Annotated in this window: 13 protein-coding genes; 8 read left to right on the top strand and 5 right to left on the bottom strand. The window is 72.6% G+C overall.

Translation table 11 applies throughout. From position 1 onward, the window contains the following. The first annotated feature begins 93 nt into the window (after positions 1–93). Both HGB44_RS15115 and HGB44_RS15110 read left to right on the top strand, forming a co-directional pair. Positions 94–624 (top strand): PadR family transcriptional regulator, encoded by a 531-nt coding sequence (locus HGB44_RS15115; RefSeq protein WP_061079300.1) that lies wholly within the window; start codon positions 94–96, stop codon positions 622–624. Beyond that, entirely contained in the window at positions 621–1,676 is a 1,056-nt protein-coding gene (locus HGB44_RS15110) for a serine hydrolase domain-containing protein (protein WP_061079299.1), read from the top strand. Before HGB44_RS15115 ends, HGB44_RS15110 begins: the two co-directional genes overlap by 4 nt. Positions 1,677–1,923: 247 nt before the next feature. Here HGB44_RS15110 and HGB44_RS15105 read toward each other — a convergent pair whose 3' ends face one another. Continuing rightward, the gene (locus HGB44_RS15105; RefSeq protein WP_061079298.1) at positions 1,924–4,872 is read right to left on the bottom strand and encodes a glycoside hydrolase family 3 protein; all 2,949 of its coding nucleotides are present in this window, start codon (positions 4,870–4,872) and stop codon (positions 1,924–1,926) included. 199 nt (positions 4,873–5,071) lie between these two features. Here HGB44_RS15105 and HGB44_RS15100 point away from each other — a divergent pair, with 199 nt between their 5' ends. Genes HGB44_RS15100 through HGB44_RS15090 form a run of 3 tightly spaced genes read left to right on the top strand, consistent with a single transcriptional unit; the run spans position 5,072 to position 8,674 of the window. Further along, positions 5,072–6,730 carry an extracellular solute-binding protein gene (locus tag HGB44_RS15100; protein ID WP_061079297.1) on the top strand — a complete coding sequence of 553 codons (1,659 nt, stop codon included), beginning with the start codon at positions 5,072–5,074 and terminating at the stop codon, positions 6,728–6,730. Further along, complete coding sequence (locus HGB44_RS15095; protein WP_061079296.1) at positions 6,723–7,763, top strand: ABC transporter permease; 1,041 nt, start codon at positions 6,723–6,725, stop codon at positions 7,761–7,763. The genes HGB44_RS15100 and HGB44_RS15095 overlap by 8 nt, the downstream gene beginning before the upstream one ends. Next, positions 7,760–8,674 (top strand): carbohydrate ABC transporter permease, encoded by a 915-nt coding sequence (locus tag HGB44_RS15090; RefSeq protein WP_061079295.1) that lies wholly within the window; start codon positions 7,760–7,762, stop codon positions 8,672–8,674. The genes HGB44_RS15095 and HGB44_RS15090 overlap by 4 nt, the downstream gene beginning before the upstream one ends. A gap of 188 nt (positions 8,675–8,862) precedes the next feature. Here HGB44_RS15090 and HGB44_RS15085 read toward each other — a convergent pair whose 3' ends face one another. Together HGB44_RS15085 and HGB44_RS15080 are read right to left on the bottom strand one after the other, a co-directional pair. Further along, positions 8,863–11,589 (bottom strand): cellulose binding domain-containing protein, encoded by a 2,727-nt coding sequence (locus tag HGB44_RS15085; RefSeq protein WP_061079294.1) that lies wholly within the window; start codon positions 11,587–11,589, stop codon positions 8,863–8,865. Positions 11,590–11,681: 92 nt separating this feature from the next. Continuing rightward, positions 11,682–13,958 carry a glycosyl hydrolase family 95 catalytic domain-containing protein gene (locus tag HGB44_RS15080; RefSeq protein ID WP_061079293.1) on the bottom strand — a complete coding sequence of 759 codons (2,277 nt, stop codon included), beginning with the start codon at positions 13,956–13,958 and terminating at the stop codon, positions 11,682–11,684. A gap of 84 nt (positions 13,959–14,042) precedes the next feature. Between HGB44_RS15080 and HGB44_RS15075 the strand changes: the two genes are divergently transcribed. From HGB44_RS15075 to HGB44_RS15065, 3 genes are all read left to right on the top strand, one after another. Next, a complete protein-coding gene (locus HGB44_RS15075) occupies positions 14,043–16,046 on the top strand; it encodes a beta-galactosidase (RefSeq protein ID WP_061079292.1) in 2,004 nt (667 codons plus the stop codon). Positions 16,047–16,101: 55 nt separating this feature from the next. After that, positions 16,102–17,259, top strand: a complete 1,158-nt coding sequence (gene xylA / locus HGB44_RS15070) for a xylose isomerase (protein WP_061079291.1) — start codon at positions 16,102–16,104, stop codon at positions 17,257–17,259. Positions 17,260–17,424: 165 nt separating this feature from the next. Continuing rightward, the gene (locus HGB44_RS15065; protein ID WP_210751685.1) at positions 17,425–17,991 is read left to right on the top strand and encodes a hemerythrin domain-containing protein; all 567 of its coding nucleotides are present in this window, start codon (positions 17,425–17,427) and stop codon (positions 17,989–17,991) included. 326 nt (positions 17,992–18,317) lie between these two features. On the opposite strand, the gene HGB44_RS15060 is transcribed toward HGB44_RS15065, so the two are convergent. Then, entirely contained in the window at positions 18,318–19,301 is a 984-nt protein-coding gene (locus HGB44_RS15060) for a LacI family DNA-binding transcriptional regulator (protein ID WP_026338347.1), read from the bottom strand. Positions 19,302–19,436: 135 nt separating this feature from the next. Then, the gene (locus tag HGB44_RS15055) at positions 19,437–20,108 is read right to left on the bottom strand and encodes a hypothetical protein (protein WP_061079289.1); all 672 of its coding nucleotides are present in this window, start codon (positions 20,106–20,108) and stop codon (positions 19,437–19,439) included. Between the last annotated feature and the right edge of the window lie 219 nt (positions 20,109–20,327).

Genomic DNA, 20,327 nt, shown 5'->3' with positions numbered 1-20,327 from the left:
AGATCACGCCTGAGGGGGTGTGGATTCACCACTGAGCCCATAGAAGCGTGGGCATATAGTGGACAACACATATATCTGCACTATCCTCTAGTCATGTCCCTACGACACGCCATCCTCGGGCTCCTGTCCGTCAAGCCGATGAGCGGCTACGACCTGAAGAAGGTGATCGACGAGAGCGTCGGGCACTTCTGGACGGCGGACCAGTCGCAGATCTACCGGACGCTCACCGGCCTGGTGGAAGACGGCCTGGCCTCCCGCCGCACCGTGGTGCAGGAGGAGCGCCCCAACCTGCACCTGCACAGCGCGACCGGCGCCGGGCTGGCCGAACTGGACCGCTGGCTCGCCTCTCCCCTGCGCACCCCGCCGACCCGGGACCCCTTCCTGGCCCGGCTGTTCTTCGCGGACAGGATGCGGACGCAGGACATCCGTGCGCTGCTGGACGCCCGCAGGCGCGAGGTGGGCGGGGAGCTGGCGGCGCTGGAGGCGATCGCCGTCCCGGCGCAGGCCGCCGGGGTCGGGCAGGCGCTCCGCCTGGCCACGCTCTCCTACGGCATCACCCTGGCCAGGGCGGAGCTGGACTGGCTCGACGCCACCGAACGACAGCTGGAGGAGCACACACCGTGAGTACGCGGATCTCGACCCGGCTCGACAGGATCGCGGCACGCTACGCCGCCAAGCCGGGGGTGTCGCTGATGAGCCTCTCCGTGGAGCAGCCCTCCACCGGGTTCACCTGGAGCCACGGGGACACCGGTCAGCCGTACTTCATCGCCAGCATCACCAAGCTGTACACCGTCGCGATGGTCATGCAGCTGCGCGACGAGGGGGCCCTGACCCTCGACACACGCGTCGCGGACCTGCTCGGCGCGGACACGATGCGCGGGCTGAACACGTACGGGGGCCGCGACCACGGTCCGGCGATCACGGTGCGCGAACTGCTGACGCAGACGTCCGGGATCCCCGACTACTTCGAGCAGAAGCGCCCCGACGGCACCACGTTCCTGGGCGACATGCTCCGCGGGGACGCCGCCTGGACCTTCGAGGACCTCCTCGACATGGCCAGGGCCATGCCGAGCCGGTTCGCCCCCTCCACCCCGGGCAGGGCGCACTACTGCGACACCAACTACCAGCTGCTCGGACGCGTCATCGAGGTGGCCACGTCCGGCGGCTACGACCGGGCCCTGCGCCGCCGGGTCCTCGAACCGCTCGGACTGCACGACACCTGGCTGTTCACCCCGCACACGCTGGACCGCTACGACGAGGTCGCCACGCTCCTGCACGGCCGCACCCCGCTGCGCGTGCCGAGGACGATCGCCTCCTTCCCGCCCGACGGCGCGGTGGTCTCGACCTCGGCCGACCAGCTGCGGCTCCTGCGCGCCTTCGTCGGGGGCGAACTGTTCCCCGCACGGTACCTGGCCGAGATGACCGCGCACTGGAACCCGGTGTTCTCACGCCTGGTCCCCATCGACTACGGGATCGGGGTCATGCGGTTCAGGCTCCCGCGCTGGATGACGCCGTTCAACCCGTGCCCGGAGATGATCGGCCACTCCGGGGCCTTCGGGAACGTGCTCTACCACGTCCCGGAACACGGCCTCCACGTCTCCGGCACCGTCAACCAGATGCTCCCCCGCGGCCTGCCGCACAACATCCTGGCCCAGCTGGTGGCCCAGTTCCGGTGATCCTCCTCCCCCCGGGTCCCGCGGCGCCTGGTCCTCACGGGCCCGGAAGCGCACGCCCCCTGGCCCCGGGTGACGCGACCGCCGCTGGAACCCCGGCGGCCGGTGCGGCCCGCCCGAGTGTTCGGGCGGGCCGCCTCCGGGCCGGTGCCGGTCAGCCCGCGCCCGGGTATCCCCCAGGCCGCCTCCGGGCCGGTGCCGGTCAGCCCGCGCCCGGGTATCCCCCAGGCCTGCTCCGGGCCGGTGCCGGTCAGCCCGCGTCCGAAGACGGAGCGCCTCCGGTCAGGACCAGGTCGGCCACCGCCGTGCCCGGCCGGTCGAAGACCAGGTACAGGTCGCGGATCCCCCCGGCCCCCCTCGCGTCCTCGAAGGCCGCGCTGACCCCGGTGAAGTCGTAGCCGTCCTTGCCCGCCGGGACGTCGGCCACCGCGGCGGTCGGCCCGTCCTCGGGGTCGTCCAGGCGGATCCGGACCGTGCAGGCGTGCTCGGCGTTCACCGTGAGGCGGCACCCGGTGACCCCGTCGCCGAGGTCCACGTCGTGGAAGGCCGCCCACGCGCCGCCCTCCCGGGAGCGCACCGCGTCGCCCCGCTCGGGGGTGAGCGGGCACAGGGACGTGCCCCGGGCGTCGTCGTAGCCCGCGGCCGACCACGGCGTGCGCGCGTCGCGGGGCGGGATGGCCTCCCCCGGCACGTCCAGGGCCGCGGTGGCGCGGATGTCGGTCGCCGAGCGCCCGACCAGCACCTGGCGCGGCGCGTCCTCCACCACGAAGCGGTCGCGGGTGGTGTCCCACAGCGCGAGCCGGTCCACGTCGAAGGAGACCGTGGCGAGCGCGCTGCGGCCCGGCTCCACGCGCACCCGGGCGAACCCGCGCAGCGCGCGCAGCGGGGTCCGCACCCGCGAGGCCAGCTGGCGGGTGTAGACCTGCACCACCTCGTCGGCGGGCCGCGTGCCCGTGTTGGCGACCATGACGGTGACGGTGACCCGGCCGCCGTCCACGCGGACCACCGGGGCCGCGTACTCCACCGACGTGTAGCCGAGGCCGTGCCCGAAGGGGTAGAGCGGCTCTCCCTCGAAGTACAGGTAGGTGCCGCGCGCGCCGACGATGTCGTAGTCGAGCATCCCGGGCAGGTCGTCGGCGGAGCGGTACCAGGTCTGCGGAAGCCGCCCCGAGGGCTCGGCGTCGCCGAAGAGCACGTCGGCGAGCGCGTGGCCGTACTCCTGTCCGCCGTGCGCCGACCACAGGACGGCCGGGACGTGCTCGTCGGCCCAGGTGATCCCGAACGGGCAGCCGCTGCTGAGCACCAGGACCGTGGCGGGGTTGGCCGCGCGCACGGCGCGCAGCACCCGCTCCTGGGCGGCGGGCAGGTCCAGGTCGGTGCGGTCCTCGGTCTCGCGCCCGTTGACCATGGGGTGGTCGCCCAGGACGACGACCGCGACGTCGGCGGCGGAGGCCGCCCGCGCGGCCTCCTCGGCCCCCGTGCCGAGCCCGTCCACGATGAACAGGCCCTCCGCCTCCCCGGCTCCGGCCAGGCGCAGGTTCCCGTCGCGCGGATCCGAGGTGACGCCGCAGCCGCTGCGCACGTGGACAAGGGTGTGCAGGCCCTTGTACTCCTCCAGGCGGAAGGTCTGGGTGACCTCCCAGGTACCGGGCCCCGGGGCGGTGAAGGCCAGGACGCCCTCGGGTCCCGCGTCGAGGTACCTCCCCGTCCGCACCGAGCGCAGGGCGCAGGCGCCGCCGCCCCAGTCCAGGAGGTCGAAGTCCGCGCCCTCGACCGCGCCCTCGACCGCGTCCTCCCCGGTCGGCGCTTCCGTGTCCGCGCCGCGGTGCCCGCCGCAGACGCCGTGGAACTCCAGGCGGGCGGGGCTCCCGTCACCGGGGTCCACGACGAGCCCGTGTCCGAACGTGCTCAGCCGGATCCGGTCCGCGCCCTCGCGGAACACCGTCTCCACCCGCTCGGCGATCCCGGCGCGCGCGGTGACGGCGTAGGGCAGCGTCCCGCTGTACCAGTCCTCCAGCACGGTGTCGCCGAGCTGGCCGACGACGGCGACCCGGCGCACGTCGCGCAGCGGGAGCAGCGCGCCCTCGTTGCGGAGCAGGACGATCGAGCGGGTGGCCGCCTCCCGGGCCAGCGCGCGGTGCTCGGGGGTGTCGAAGGCTCCCGCGTCCCCGGCCTCACCGTTCGGCCCGTCCCCGGCCAGCAGGTCTCCGCCCGCCCCGGCGATCCCGTCGACCCCGCCCATCACGGGGTCGAACTCACCCAGCCGGATCCGGACCGACAGCACGTTGCGCGCGGCGCGGTCGACGTCGGCCTCGGTGAGCAGTCCCCGGCGCAGCGCCTCACGCACGTGTCCGAGGGTGGCCTCGGTGCGGTCGTCGTCCTGGGTGAAGCTGTCGAGCCCGGCCCGGATCGCGTGCGCGTAGGCGGTGGGCAGGTCGGGGTGGAAGTGCTGCGTCTCCACGAGGTTGGCGGGCGCGTAGGCGTCGCTGACCACCAGCAGGCGGTCGGGCGCGGCCGGGCGCAGCACGTCGCCGATCAGCGGGCTCAGGTGCGCGGGCCGCCCGTTGACCAGGTTGTAGGAGGGCATGACGGCCACGGCCGCCCCCTCGGCCAGGGCTGGCAGGAACGCCTGGAGCTCGTACTCGTGCAGGACCCTCGGCGGCAGGTCGCTGGAGGTCTCGCAGCGGCCCTCCTCGTTGTTGTAGGCGAGGAAGTGCTTGAGCGTGGGCGCGAGCCGCAGCGTGTCGCCGTCACCGGCCAGCCCCCGGGCGTAGGCGGCGGCCAGGACCCCGGTCAGCCACGCGTCCTCGGAGTAGCCCTCCTCGTTGCGGCCCCAGCGGGGGTCGCGCAGCGGGTTGACCACGGGAGCCCAGACGTTGGGTGACGCGCCCGCGCCCCTGCGGGCGAGCACCTCGTCGCCGGCGGCCCGGCCGACCAGGCGGAGCAGGCCGGGGTCCCAGGTGCTGGCCAGGCCGACGGCCTGCGGGTAGACGGTGGCCGGTCCGAGCCAGGCCAGTCCGTGCAGGGCCTCGGTCCCGGTCCGGAAGGGGCCCACGCCGAGGCGCTCGACGGGCGCCTGGTGCTGGTGGAGCAGGCCGATCCGCTCCTCCAGCGTGAGGCGGGCGAGCAGGTCGTCCACGCGCCGTTCGGACGGCAGGGCGGGGTCCCTGTACGGCGGCAGGTGCGGCTGGAGGGTCATGGGGGGTGTTCGCCTCTCGTGCGCGAGGGTATTGTCCTTCGAAATCGAACCGCTTCGACTTCGATACCTGAGGACCTTGTGTGCCACATCACAGTGGAGTAATTTGTTTGTCTAAACGGCCAACTAATTCATAGCAAAATGGCCCTTCGTTTCCTACCCCCCTGGGCTCCCCGGCCTGCTCAACCGAAGGAACGACGCTATGCGCACCACCCCCCTGCGCCCGATCCCCAGCCGACGCCGCTTCCTCGGCCTGGTGGGCGCCTCCACCGCCGCGGCGCTCACCGCCGGAACGCTCTCCGGCTGCGGCTCGGAGTCGTCCAGCGGCGGAGGGTCCGCCTCCTCCGCCAGCTCGCTGGACGACCTGATCCCCACGCACATCCCGTTCCAGGGGGTCACCCCCGACATCCCGGGACAGCACGGCGCCCCGGACGGGTTCACCGCCTACCCGACGGAGTTCATCCAGGCCGTGCCCGAGGCCCCGGGCAGGGGCGGGCGGTACACCGCGATGACCCCGCTGTGGGGACCGATCCCGCCCGGCCTCGGCGACAACTCCTTCTTCGAGCACGTCAACGGGCGCCTGGGCGCCACGGTGGAGTTCAACTTCCAGGACGGCAACTCGGTCATCGACAAGATGAACGCGGTGATCGCCGGGCGCGACGTCGCCGACATCACGATGATCCCCGACTGGGTCATCAACCTGATCCCGCAGTTCAACCGGGCCGTCGGCGAGCTCTTCGAGGACCTGACGCCGCACCTGGCCGGTGACGCGGCGCAGGCCTACCCCCTGCTGGCCAACCTGGACAGCGACGCCTGGCGCTGGAACGTCTTCAACCAGCAGCTGCACGGGGTGCCCTGGCCCGCCGAGCCCTTCGGCAACTGGGTCCTGTACCGGCGCGACCTCCTGGAGGAGTACGGCCTGGAGGCCCCGACCAGCCCCGACGACCTGTTCGCGATCGGCGAGGAGGTCAACGACCCGGACAACAACCGCTGGGCCTTCGGCGACTTCAACCTCAGCATGCGCCAGATCTTCGGCGCGCCCAAGCAGTGGCGCTACTCGGGCGGCGAGCTCACCCACATGTTCGAGACCGAGGAGTGGAGGGCCAGCGTCGAGTACATGCGCAGGCTGTTCGACGCGGGGCTCGTCCACCCCGACATCGTCGCCCAGGGGGACAACTCCAAGGAGCTGCTCAACTCCGGGCAGATCCTCTTCAACCAGGACGGCATCGGCGCCTGGCACGAGGCGTACATGCAGATGCTCGGCGACAACCCCGACTTCCGCCTGGACCTGATGCCGGTCTTCGGCAACGGCGGCACCGACCCGGTGATGCACCGCAGCGACCCCTCGGCCCAGTCCGTGTTCGTGCGCAAGGGCATGGAACCGGAGCAGGTCGAGGAGATCCTGGGCATCATCAACTACTGCGCCGCGCCGTTCGGGACGCGGGAGTACATGGACTACCGCTACGGCGAGGCGGGCGTGCACCACGAGCTCAACGACGACGGCGCCCCGCAGCTCACCGACACCGGCAACGCCGAGGTCAACGACGGCTACTACTTCATCAGCGGGCGCCCCCAGGCGATCACCGAGAGCCAGTACCCGGACTTCGTGCCGTGGAAGTGCGACTGGTACAACCACGCCGCCCAGTTCACCGAGGACGACCCGTTCGCGGGCATCCGCATCCAGCGCCCCGAGCGCTTCTCCGGGGCCGAGACCCCGCTGACCGACAGGGTCAACGACATCATCCGGGGCCGCGAGGACCTCGGCGCGCTGGACCAGGTCGTCGCGGACTGGCGCCGCGACGGCGGTGACGAGGGGCGCGAGTTCTACATGGGGGTCCTCCAGGAGCACGGCCGTGACTGAGCGGACCATGACCAAGGGCGGACCGCCCTCCCCGGCCGCCGCGTCCCGCGGGCGCGGGGGCCGGGGGCGGCCCCCGGCCGTCCCGGACCACCGGGGCGGGTCCGCGGCCCCGAGGCGCAGGCGGGTCCCGTTCGGGGCGAGGCTGCGCCGCGACTGGCAGCTGCTGCTGATGACGGTCCCGGCGATCGGCCTGCTGGCGGTGTTCCACTACACGCCGACCCTGGGCAACATCATCGCCTTCCAGGACTACAACCCCTGGGACGGGGTGTGGGGCAGCCCGTGGGTGGGGCTGGCGCACTTCGAGCGGCTGTTCACCGACCCCCGCTTCTGGACCGCGGCGGGCAACACGCTGGTCATCGCCGCCGTCCAGCTGGTGTTCTTCTTCCCCATCCCGATCGCCCTGGCCATCCTGCTGGACAGCGTCCTCAGCCCCAGGCTGCGGATGGTGCTCCAGAGCATCGTGTACATGCCGCACTTCTTCTCGTGGGTCCTGGTCGTCACCCTGTTCCAGCAGATCCTGGGCGGCGCCGGGCTGTTCTCGCAGTTCCTGCGGCAGAACGGGTACGCGCCGCTGGAGGTCATGACCGACCCGGACGCGTTCCTGTTCGTGGTCACCTCCCAGATGATCTGGAAGGACGCCGGGTGGGGCACGATCATCTTCCTGGCGGCGCTGGCGGCCGTGAACCAGAACCTCTACGAGTCCGCGGCCGTGGACGGCGCCGGGCGCTGGCGGCGGATGTGGCACATCACCCTGCCGGGCCTGCGGCCGGTGATCATCCTGCTGCTCATCCTCAAGATCGGCGACATCCTCAACGTCGGGTTCGAGCAGTTCTACCTCCAGCGCGACGCGTTCGGATCGGGCGTGTCCGAAGTGCTGGACACCTTCATCTACCACCAGACCCTGGTGACGGGGAACTTCAGCGCGGGGGCGGTCGCGGGCCTGGTCAAGGGCATCGTCGGACTGGTCCTCATCGTTCTGGCCAACAAGCTGGCCCACAAGATGGGCGAACAGGGAATCTACCGACGAGCATGAGCACACTGTTCAAGGACCGCCCCGTGTGGGCGGAGCGCCCGAGCCTTCCCGCACGCGCCGCGAAGAACTCCACCCTGGCCGTCATCGCGGTCATCATCCTCTTCCCGCTCTACGTCGTGATCCTGACCAGCCTGTCCCCCGCCTCGGCGGTGAACAGCGCGGGCGGCCTGGTGCTGGTCCCGCAGGGGATCTCCTTCCAGGCCTACGCCGACCTGTTCAGCGGCGGCGTGGTGACCCGGGCCGTCCTGGTCAGCCTGGGCGTCACGGCCGCGGGGACACTGGTCAGCCTGGTGGCGACCGTCCTGGCCGCCTACGGGCTGTCCCAGCCCGGGTCGCTGTGGCACCGGCCGCTGCTGTTCGCGGTGCTGCTGACCTTCCTGTTCGCGCCCGGCATGATCCCGCTGTACCTGCTGGTCAGCAACGTCGGCCTCATCGACAGCTACTGGTCGCTGATCCTGCCGACGGCGGTGAACGCGTTCAACCTGGTGGTGATGCGGGCGTTCTTCATGAACCTGCCCCAGGAGATCGGCGACAGCGCCCGGGTGGACGGGGCGAGCGAGTGGACCATCATGACCCGGCTGGTCCTGCCCATGTCCAAGGGGGTCACCGCGGTCGTGGGGCTGTTCTACGCGGTGGGCTACTGGAACGCCTTCTTCAACGCCATCCTCTACATCAACGACAACGCCAAGTGGCCGCTCCAGCTGGTGCTGCGCCAGTACGTGCAACAGGGCCAGCAGCTCAGTTCGAGTTCGGTGATCGGCGACGCGATGCAGGGCGGCACCGCCTCGGCTCCCAACCTGGCCATCCAGATGGCCATCGTGGTGGTGGCCCTGGTGCCGGTCACGTTCGTCTACCCGCTGGTCCAGAAGCACTTCACCAAGGGCGTCATCATCGGCGCCGTGAAGGGGTAGCGCCGCCTCAGGACCGCCCGCGCCCCCGGGGTTCCCCTCCTCCTGGAACCCCGGGGGCGCGGGTGTGCCCGGGGTTCCGTGACGGCTCCGGCTGCGGCCCCGGGGGGACCCGTCCGCCGGTCCACGTCCGGGCACGGCGAAGGGCCGGGAACCGCTCCCGCGGCTCCCGGCCCCGCCCTGTCAGGGCGTCAGCCGCAGGCCTCCCCGTTGAGGGTGAGCCCGGTCGGCCGCGCGGGCTCGCCGTCCACGATCCCGTTGAAGCCGACCGTCACCGAGCTCCCCGGAGCGATCCGGGCGTTCCACCCGGCGTCGGTGACCCGCACGGACGCGCCGTCCTGCGTGTGCGCGCCGTTCCACAGACTCGTGACCTCCTCACCGGCCGTGAACTCCCAGCCGACCTCCCAGCCCTTCAGGGCCTCGTCACCGTTGTTGGTGACCGTCACCCCGGCCTGGAACCCGCCGCTCCAGGTGTTGGTGATCTCGTACCCGACCCCGCACTCCCCGGGTTCGGGCTCGGGGTCCGGGGACGGCTCCGGGGTGGGCTCGGGGTCCGGCGAGGGCTCCGGTGTCGGTTCGGGGTCGCCGCCACCGCCCGCCAGGTCGCCGTAGACGATCCCCCGGCCGTTGGTACCGATGTAGACCCGGCCGTAGACGTTGGGGTCGCCGGTGACGGTCGCCCCCGTCCAGGCCCACTGGTGCTGGTCGTCGTTGATCCGCACCCAGCTCTCGCCCGCGTCGTCGGAGCGGAAGATCCCGCGCACGCCGTCGATCCTGGAACTGGTGTACACCGCCGGGTAGTCCGAGCCCGGCGCGGGCGCGCCGAAACCGACCGCGTCGCCCTCGTCCACGGCCTCGACCTGCTCGAAGGTGGCCCCGGCGTCCGTGCTCCGCCACATGCCGTAGTGGTCCCCGGTGCCTCCGGCCACCCACACGTCACCGGTGTGACCGGGCACCGCGCCGAAGCGGATGTTGCCCTCGGCCGGGAGCCCGTCGAAGCCCGCCGTGAAGGTGGCCCCGCCGTCGGTGCTGGTGTAGAAGGTGCCGCCGGATACGGCGTAGAACACGTCCGGGTCCACCCGGTCGGCCTCCACCCGGGCGCCCGCCGGAACGCCGGTGGAGGCGGTCCACGACGAGCCCAGGGTGGTGGAGGCGTGCACGCCGGTGCCGTCGGGGCTCCACACGACGGACGAGCCGTCCGCGCTCACCGCGACCGTGCCGCCGCCGGTCACCCCGCCGGGCTCCTGTCCGGCCCACCAGCTGTCGCCGCCGTCGGTGGACAGTCCGATGGCGGCCTCGGCGTCGCTGCCGCCGACCCGTGCGATGGTCGCGGGCTGGAGTTCGGCGAAGTCCAGGCTGGTCCCGTGGCCCCAGTAGGGCTGCTGGTACATCTGCTCGGGGACGGTCTCCAGGTCCTGGTGGGTGAAGCCGCCGACGTCGAGCAGGGCCGAGTGCAGCGGCGCGCCCTCGGGCGGGCTGATCAGGTCGTTGACGGCCGTCTCCTCGATGCCGTGCGCCCGGACCCCGATGTCGAAGGTGGTGCCCGCGTCCCAGTTGGTGAGGTTGTCGCTGCCGTAGATGGTGGCGCCCGTGCCGTACATGAAGCGGTCGGAGTCGAACGGGTCGATCGCCATCGCCTGCGTCATCCAGCCGAGTTTGGGCTGGGTCTCCGGGGGCGTCCCGGTGCCGCCGAAGTCCAGCCAGGGCGCTCCGGAGATGTCCATCTCGTAGCGCGCGGTGCGCTCGGGGTAGGCGCCCCAGTCCCACGCCTGGGTCCAGGTCTGGCCGCGGTCGGTGCTGCGGTAGATCTGGATGTCCGGCCACCAGGAGATCTGGGTGGCGACCATCAGCGTGTCCGGGTCCTGCCGGTCGATGGTCAGGCCGCCGTAGCCGAAGTGGTTGTCCTCGGAGCCGGAGGGGACGGGGCTGATGTTGGTCCACTCCCCCGTCGCCAGGTCCATGCGCCACACGTCGCCGGAGTCGCCGTCGTAGGGGCCGGGGGTGCTGGTGGTGGCCATGTAGAGCTGGCCGCCCTCGTGGTCCACGACCGAGTGCGCGGGCAGGTGCCCCGTGGGCGCGCCGGGAACGGGCTCCCAGGTCTGGCCGCCGTCCTGGCTGCGGTAGACCGGATCGTCCAGGTCGGCGACGCCGACGTAGACGTCCTGCGTGACCGAGCCCTCGGACCCGGTTCGGGGGTCGAAGTCCACCCAGGTCACGCCGGTGATGTCGGACATCATGCCGGTCTCGTCACCCGGGTCCTGGACGTAGTCGCCGGGGTTGGGGAACTCCTCCACCTCGGCCCAGGTGGCGCCGTGGTCGGTGCTGCGCCACAGGCCGTTGCCGCCGCTCGCGCCGAAGTAGACGACGCTGTTGTCGCCCGGGTCCACGGCCAGGCGCTCGCCGAGGCCGCGGCCGGGCATGTTGCCGCCGAGTTTGAAGGGCAGTTCGGCGACGTCCCAGGTCTCGCCGCGGTCGTCGGAGCTGAGGATGGCGCCGTTGTTGGGGTCCCAGTCGTTGGTGTAGGTGCCGACGGCCGCGTACACGCGGTCGGGGTCGACGGGGTCGGTGGCGATGCTGACGACGCCCGTGTAGCCCCAATCGTCCCAGCCGACCCAGTCGAGCAGGGGGATCCAGCGTTCGGTGTCCGGGTTCCAGCGGTAGGCTCCGCCGATGTCGGTGCGGGCGTAGGCCAGGCCCGGCTCGGTCTCGCTGAAGACGATGCCGGGGACGAAACCGCCCCCGACGATCTCGACGTTGTCCCACTCGTAGGCGGCCTGCGCCGCGGCCGGCTCCGCGGGAGCCGCTCCGGCCGCGGTGGCGGCGACGACGGTGGAGGCGGCCAGCGCGGTGGCCGCCGCGACGGCGAGCGCCGGTAGGCCCCGCCCGCGTCTGGGGGGCCGGTGCTGTTCGGGAGGCATGTGCGGGCTCCTTGGGGGAATCGGGGGGTGAGCCCTCCCCGGAAATCCGGTCCCGGGGCAGGCGCGAATTCCCCATTAGTCTGGATAGCCGACTAACCTCCGGCAAGGGGTGTTGCGCGGGAAATTTCGAAGCGATTCGACTCCTCTCCGGCAACCACGGTGAATTGCAGGGACAGCGTCCGTTCCGGTACCAGGGCCGCCTTGCGCCGTTCCCCGCCGGGCAGGACGACCACCGTCTCGCGCGGCTCGACGGCCCGCAGCCGCGCGTGGGCCCGGCCGCCGGACCACTCCAGGAGGTCCACGACGACCCCGCCTCGGGCCCGAAGCCCCTCCACCCGGCCCGAGGCCCACTCCCGGGGCAGGGCGGGCAGCAGGTCCAGGCGCCCCTCGGCGGACCGGGCCAGCATCGCCGCCGCCACGGCCGGGAACCCGCCGCCGATGTCCACGTTGAACAGGCTGCCGCGGTTGTGCGTGGGCACCAGGGTGGGGCGCCAGTAGCGGGTGGCCAGCAGCGACAGGGTCTCGTGCGCCTCGGCGGCCAGGCCCAGGTTCGCCGCGGCCAGCCCCAGCTGGACCAGGCCGAAGGCCATCTCGTCGGACTCCTGGCCGCGCCACCACGCCAGGCGGGCGCGCACGGCGGCGACCGCCGCCGCGCGCAGCCGGGGCGAGGCCAGGGCGGGGTCGGTCTCGTACCAGAGCGGGTACAGGTGGGAGGCGTGCCGGTGCGCGTGCCGCTCGCTCTGCCCGGTCGGCCCGGCCGGCCCCGCCCACTCGGCGAGCTCACCGCCCGGGGCGACGCGGTAGCCGGGCAGCCGCGCCCCCAGCCGGGCCCAGCGGCGGGAGCCGGGAACGCCCAGGGCGCGGTGCGCCCGCAGCAGGTTGCGCACCAGGTCGCGCACGGCGGCGACGTCCATGGTGGCGTTGACGGCGGCCTGGCCGTCGCCGTCCCCCGGGGTGTTCTCCGGCGAGTAGGAGGGGGAGAAGCCCTCGTCGGTGAGGAAGTCCTCGTGGAACTCCGCGGCGGCCGTGAGGAAGGGCAGGGCGCGCTCGCGCAGGAACGCGCGGTCGCGGGTGTGGGAGTAGTGGTCCCAGTACAGGCGCGACATCCACGCCGCTCCCGCGGTCCAGCAGGTCAGGCACCACTCGGGGCCGAAGTGGTTGTGCCTGCCGGAGGTCGAGGCGTGCGCGGGCAGCAGGATCCCCCGGCAGCCGTAGAGCCGCCGCGCGTTGTCGGCCAGGTCGTCGGCCATGCCGTCGAGGAGGTCGAACAGGCCGGTCATCAGCTCGGGCGTGCCCGTGGCGTGCAGGGCCGCGACGGCGGAGGGCAGGTTGCCGTCGAAGGTGTACCCCGACCGCCACGGGGGGTCGTAGGTGCCGCTCCACACCCCCTGGAGGGTGGGCGGCAGGTCGCCGCAGCTGGAGATGATCGCGTACCGCCCGGCGTCGACCAGGCGGGCGATCAGGTCGGGGGCGGGCCCCGCCGCCAGGAGGTCCTCGCCGAGCGCGTCGGGCCGGGCCGAACCGCCCTCCAGCTCCAGCCGGAAGCGGGACATGAGGTCGCCGTGCACCGCCCGGTGGCGTTCGAGCGCCCCGGTGAAGTCCTCGGGGCTCCCCGTTTCCGGCGCGGGGAACCCGTCCACCCGCACGCGCGCCACCAGCCGGAGCCGCCGGACGCCCCGCAGGTCCAGCCCCTCACCGCCAGCGCCGACCCGGCCGCCCTCCGCGCGGACGACACAGGTCACCGTGTACCCGGACAGGCCGCCGGGCGGGCGCTCGGGGAAGTCCGCCCGCAGGGTCAGCAGGCCGGGTCCCGCCTCGCGGACCACCTCCATCGGGACCGGCGGCGCCTCCTCCAACGCGGTGAGACGCAGCGTTCCGTCCAGGCCGAGGGGCGAGGCGAGTTCGACGACCACGGCGTCGTCGGACCGGGAGGCGAAGGCCCGGTGCACGGTTCCGTCCGGCAGCTCCTCGGTGACCAGCCCCGAGTCCAGGTCGCACGCGCGCGTGACCGAACCCGGCCGGTGCCCGCGCGGGACGAACGAGAGCACGGCGGCCCCCACCAGCGGGTCGATCCACCGGGTGTCGGCGTAGCCCGGGTGCTCCCGCGCCGCGAACGCCGTGATCCGCTCGGCCGCCTCGCGGGAGCGGCCCCGGCGCAGCAGTTCCCTCAGTTCGGGCAGCAGGGACGCGGTCGCGGGTGCGGGCAGCGGCTCCGTGACGGGCAGGAAGAGCCTCTCGTGGCACAGGGTGAGGCGGACGCGCTCCGCCGTCGAGTGCACGAGCGCCCCCTGGCGCCCGTTGCCGGTGACCAGTGCGTCCTCCCAGTCCCCGACCGGCTGTCGGGTACGGACCCGTCGTGCTGCGGACATGCTCGCTCCTCGTGTGGGGGTGTCGCCCGGAAGGGTTTTCGCCCTACTTTGTTGGCGCACACACCAAACCAGAAGGAGTTCCCCATGTCCTCTCCACTGTGGTTCGGCGGCGACTACAACCCCGAGCAGTGGCCGGAGGAGGTCCAGGCGGAGGACGTGGAGCTGATGCGCCGCGCCGGGGTCAACCTCGTGACGGTCGGCGTCTTCTCCTGGGCGCTCCTGGAGCCGAAGGAGGGCGAGTACCGGTTCGAGTGGCTGGACCGGGTGCTGGACCGGCTCGCCGACGCCGGGATCGGGGTCGCGCTGGCCACCCCGACCGCCTCTCCCCCGCCGTGGTTCGGGCTCGCCCACCCCGACGCGATGCCGGTGACCGCGGACGGGACCCGGCTCACCCACGGCAGCCGCGACACCTACGACGTGTGCTCCCCGGCCTACCGGGAGGCCTCGGTCCGCATCGCCCGCGCGCTGGCCGAGCGCTACTCCGGGCATCCGGCGCTGCGCGTGTGGCACGTGCACAACGAGTACGGGACGTGGTCGCACTCCGAGCACACCGCCGGGGCCTTCCGCGACTGGCTGCGGGGTCGCCACGTGGACCTGGACCGGCTCAACACGGCGTGGACCACGGCGTTCTGGAGCCAGCACTACTCGGAGTGGGAGCAGATCCAGCCGCCGCGCGCGACCCAGTACCTGCCCAACCCCGCGCACGTGCTGGACTTCCGGCGGTTCCTGTCGGACGCGATGCTCGACCACTTCCTGTCCCAGCGCGACGTGCTGCGCGCCGTCCGGCCGGACGTGCCGGTCACGACCAACCTGGCCTTCGGCGACTGGGTGCCGGTGGACCCGTGGCGGTGGGCCGAGCACCTGGACCTGGTCGCCGTGGACGACTACCCGGACCGGACCGGGCAGGGCGGGGCGGAGCAGACCGCCTTCGCCGCCGACCTGGCCCGCTCGTGGGCGGACCGCGTGCCCGGCCCGGGTCGGCCGTGGCTGCTGATGGAGCAGGCGGCCGGGGTGACCTACACGGGCGAGGTCACCCGCCCCAAGGCCCCCGGCGAGACGGCGCGGCACAGCCTGGCGCACGTGGCGCGCGGGTCGCGGGGCGCGATGTTCTTCCAGTGGCGGGCGTCCCGGGGCGGCGCCGAGCAGTGGCACTCGGGGATGGTGCCGCACGCCGGGCCGGACTCCCGGATCTTCCGCGAGGTGTGCGAACTGGGGAGCGTCCTGCCCCGCGTGGCGGAGGCGCGCGACGCCGACGTGGTCGCCGACGCGGCGCTCACCTGGGACCCCGAGTGCTGGTGGGCGCTGGGCAGCCCGTCGCTGCCCGCGCGGGGCGTGGACTACCTGGAGGCGGTGCGCCAGGTGCACCGGGTGCTGTGGCGGTCGGGGCGCACGGTGGACATGGTGCGCCCCGACCGCGACCTGCCGCGGGTGCCGCTGCTGGTGGTGCCCGCCCTGTACCTGCTGTCGGACGAGGCGGCCGAACGGCTGGCCCGCTACACCGAGGACGGCGGGACGTTGGTGGTGACCTTCCTGAGCGGGGCCGCCGACCCGGACGGGACCGTGCGCACCGGCGGGTACCCGGGCGCTCTGCGGGACCTGTTGGGGGTGCGGGTGGAGGAGCTGCACCCGATGCTGCCCGGCGAGACGGTGGGCCTGGACCTGGGCTCGGTGCGCGAGGAGGTCACCCTGTGGAGCGAGCACGTCCACCTGACGGGGGCCGAGGCCGTGGCCCACTACGCGGGCGGGCCGCTGGACGGGCTGCCCGCGGTGACGCGGCGGCGCCACGGGGCGGGCGAGGCCTGGTACCTGTCGGCCCGGCTGTCGGACCGGGGCCTGGCGCGGCTGCTGGCCGAGGCGGCGGGGACGGGACCGTTCCCCGAGCCCGGGCTGGAGGTGGTGCGCCGGGTGGACCGGGACGGCGCGTGGGTGTTCGTCACCAACCACGACAACCGGCCGCGACGGATCGATCCGGCCCGGTTCGGGCTGGACGCGAGCGCCCGCGACCTGGTGTCGGGCGTTTCGGCGCAGGGGATGACCCTGCCGGGCGGCGGGGTGGCGGTGCTGCGCGGCCACCCCGTTGACAATTAGTTGTGACTCTAGACAAACTATTCCGGAGTCCTGCGCCTACCTCAGGAGACACGACATGAGCAGCTACCAGCCCGTGCCCGCGGACAGGTTCACCTTCGGCCTGTGGACCGTGGGGTGGCGCGGGGTGAACACCTTCGGCGACCCCGTCCGCCCCGAGCTCGACCCGGTGGACGCCGTGCGCCGCCTCGCCGACCTCGGCGCGCACGGGATCACCTTCCACGACGACGACCTCATTCCGCCCGGCAGCTCCGACACCGAGCGCGAGGACATCCTCAAGCGGTTCCGCGCGGCTCTGGACGAGACCGGCCTCAAGGTGCCGATGGCGACCACCAACCTGTTCTCGGACCCGGTGTTCCGCGACGGCGGGTTCACCTCCAACAGCCGCGACGTGCGCCGCCACGCCATCCGCAAGGTCGTCCGCAACATCGAGCTGGCCGTGTCGCTGGGCGCGAAGACGTACGTGTGCTGGGGCGGCATGGACGGGGCCGAGACGGAGGCGGGCAAGAACGACCACGCCGCCCTGGACCGGCTGCGCGAGGCCTTCGACATCCTGTGCGGCTACGTGCGCGAGCAGGGGCACGACCTGCGGTTCGCCCTGGAGCCCAAGCCCAACGAGCCGCGCGGCGACATCCTGCTGCCCACGGTGGGCCACGCCCTGGCCTTCATCAACGAGCTGGAGCACCCCGAGATGGTGGGGGTCAACCCGGAGGTCGGCCACGAGCAGATGGCCGGGCTGAACTTCGCGCACGGCGTCGCGCAGGCCCTGTGGGCGGGCAAGCTCTTCCACATCGACCTCAACGGCCAGCGCGGGATCAAGTACGACCAGGACCTGCGCTTCGGCGCGGGCGACGTCAAGGAGGCGTTCTTCCTGGTCGACCTGCTGGAGAGCGCGGGCTACGACGGCCCGCTGCACTTCGACTTCAAGACGCCGCGCACCGAGGACATGAGCGGCGTGTGGGAGTCGGCCGCGGCCTGCATGCGCAACTACCTCATCCTCAAGGAGAAGGCCAGGGCGTTCCGCGCCGACCCCGAGGTGGTGGAGGCGCTCGCGGCCTCGCGCGTGCCCGAGCTGTCCCAGTCCACGCTGGGCGAGGGCGAGTCCCTGTCCGACCTGCTGGCCGAGGAGATCGACCTGGCCGAGGTCGGTAGGCGCGGCTACCACTTCGAGCGCCTGGACCAGCTCGCCATGGAGCACCTGTTCGGCCTGCGCTGACCCCCGTCCCCGGATCCGGGCCGTGTTCCGCGCGGGGCGCGGCCCGGTCCGCTTCCGGGCCGGGGCCGGGGCCGGGCCGTGGCGGCCGGTCGGCGCCGTGTCTGGACAGCGGGTCCGTGGGTAGTGGCGGTGGTCGGAAGCACCACCACCGAAGCGGAGGCGAACATGGCCGAGGACGCCGTCACCCTGATCATGAAGGACCACCGGACGATGGAGGAGCTGTTCGACCGGCTCCAGTCCGAGCCCGACCAGCGGCCGCGCCTGCTGGAGGAGATCGAGGCCATCCTCACCGCGCACAGCCGTGCCGAGGAGGACGAGGTGTACCCGGCCGCCGCCAAGGCCGCTGGCGAGGGGCCGGAGGTCCGCCACGGCGCGGAGGAGCACCAGGAGGCCGAGGAACTGCTCCAGAAGCTCAAGGACTGCGACCCGAACAGCAAGGAGTTCGAGAAGCGGTGCGAGAAGTTCGTCGACGCGGTCAAGCACCACGTCGAGGAGGAGGAGAGCGACGTCCTGCCCGGTCTCAAGGAGGCCGTGAGCCGGAAGCGCGCCCTGGAGCTGGGCAAGGCGTTCTCCGAGCGGCGCGAGCAGGAGCTCAAGCGCTTCAACCTCGGGGGCAGGGTCCCCAGGCAGCGCGACCTCTACGAGGAGGCCCAGGAGCTGGACGTCAAGAACCGCTCCAAGATGAACAAGGCGGAGCTGGCCGAGGCCGTGCAGAAGGCCCGGCGCGGCTGAGTTCCCCACGGGGCGCGCCCCCGGTGCGCGGGACGTGGAACGGCCCCGCCGGGCAGTCGCCCGGCGGGGCCGTCACGTACACCGGAACGGTGCGGCGGTCGCCTCACGGCGCGGTGCACAACACGGCTCCTGCCACCCTTGCGGGCGCGGTATTCCGTGAAGGCTTTGAGTGGAGCCCGGGGGACACTTTCTACCGCACCTTCCGGCACCCCGTACAACGGGAGGGCGGGGTGGGGTATTCCGCGACCCGGGGACACTTTTTCCGGTGTCCCCCGCCACACCCCCCGGTCAGGCGCGGAGCACGGCCAGGCGCGCGAGGGCTGCGGTCAGGCGCGCGGGGCGGTGCTCTCCCGGGAGGTGAGCCGGGGTTCGAGCAGGGTCACCCCGGGGTTGCCGGGGCCGTCGATCTTGTCCATGAGCAGGCCGACCGCGCGGGCTCCGACCTCCTCGGCGGGCAGGTCCACCGAGGTCAGCGGCGGAGCGCCGGGCGGAACCGGGCCGATGGCGACCACCGACAGCTCGGGCGGGGTGCGGCCGTGCTCGGCGAAGGATTCGAGCAGCGGGCCGACGGAGGGCTCGTTGTGCACGATGAGGCCGGTGAGGCCGGGCCGCTCGCGGAGCAGATCCTCCGCGAGGCCGTGCGCGGTGTCGGGAGAGCAGGGGTGCAGGGTGGCGCGGACGCCGCGTTCGGCGGCGGCGCGCTCGAAGCCGGTGGTGGTGCGCTCGGCGAACCCGGTGCGCCGCTCGTACACCGAAGGAGGTTGCCCCACGAAGGCGAGGTCGGTGTGGCCGAGGTCGGCGAGGTGGTGCACGCAGGCCGCACCGGCGGCGGCGAAGTCGAGGTCCACGCAGGTCAGGCCCTCGGTGTCCTCGGGGACGCCGATGAGGACCGAGGGCAGGTCCAGCTCGCGCAGGACGGGGACGCGGGCGTCGTCGGCCTCCACGTCCATGACGATGACGCCGTCGACCATGGCGCTGCCCGAGACCCGGCGCAGGCCGTCGGGGCCCTCGCCCTGGGTGAGCAGGAGGACGTCGTGGTCGTGCGCGCGGGCGGCGGTGACCACGGAGACGGCGAAGCGCATCGCGACGGGGACGTGCACGTCGCCGCGGAGCGGGATGACCAGGGCGATCACGTTGCTGCGGCGGCTGGCCAGGGAGCGGGCGCCCGCGTGCGGCTGGTAGCCGAGGGCGTCGATGCTCTCCTTCACGCGCCGCCGGGTGGTCTCGGAGATCGACCGTTTGCCGCTGAGGACGTAGGAGACCGTGCTCGGCGACACGCCAGCGTGCCGGGCCACATCGGAGATCCGCACCGTGCCGTCCCGTCCGTTATCGAACCGATTCGATGCGATGTTACGCACCGTGTCGCCCCGGCGCAACGCCGATGGGCACCGCCGGGCGAGGAGTGGTCACGGAGCGTGGGGGATGAGGGGAGGGAAGCGCCGTGGTCAGTCCTCGCCCCCGAGGGTACCGGAGGAGCCCGTGGAGGCGAGGTCGTAGGTCTCCCGGAACTGGCGGACCCTGCGCTGGCGGCGCAACGTGAGCGGGACGAAGATCGCGATCATGACCACCAGCGCTCCCGCCAGGAACAGGTTGACCGAGGCGAACGGGGTTCCGTCGGCGTACTGGAGCAGGGCGTTGGCGACGTTGGGTACGACGAGGACGCAGCCGAACACGAGCATGAACCTCGGCGACCTGGAGGTGTCGTTCTGGTCGGCGAGCATGCGCCCGAGCCGGTTGGTCTCGGGGTCCGGGTGGAGGGTTCCCCGCATGATCTGCCAGTGCGCGGCCCAGGTCTTGGCCGGGTCGGCGTCCAGGGGCAGTGGTCTGCCCCTGACCATGCGGCGCGTCATCCACGCGCTGACGAAACCGACGGCCACGGAGACGACCACCACCATGGCCAGGGTTCCTCCGGTGATGGCGACGATGGTGGGAGCGAAACCGGTCTCGACCATCAAGGGAACGAACAGCAGAGTCAGGAAGGGGATGGTGGGAGCGGCGATCAGCAGGGCCGTGCGGAGGCCGTACTGACGCGGGTTGTTCTGGGCGTAGATGGTCAACCGGCCCATGAGGGTACCGAACCGCCCTGGGGTACGGGGGATGCCGCGGTTCCTGTTCATACCGGCGAACTACCCCGGGGCGCGCCGCGCACCTGGGACCAACGACCCGAAGGGCACGCGGCGGGCCGAGGCGCCCCGGAGATCCACCGGGACGAGGGCTCCCCGAGCCGTCGCGGGAGAGATCTGCCCCTGTCCCAGACCCCGGGGGAAACCGCTCCCTCCTCAGCTCTCCAGCGGCCTGACCGCATATGTTTCCGGTGCGACGGAAGTGGCCCTGAC

The organism is Nocardiopsis alborubida (genome assembly GCF_012396365.1).
Classification (GTDB): Bacteria; Actinomycetota; Actinomycetes; order Streptosporangiales; family Streptosporangiaceae; genus Nocardiopsis; species Nocardiopsis alborubida.
This window is presented reverse-complemented; position numbering and strand designations above follow the sequence as displayed.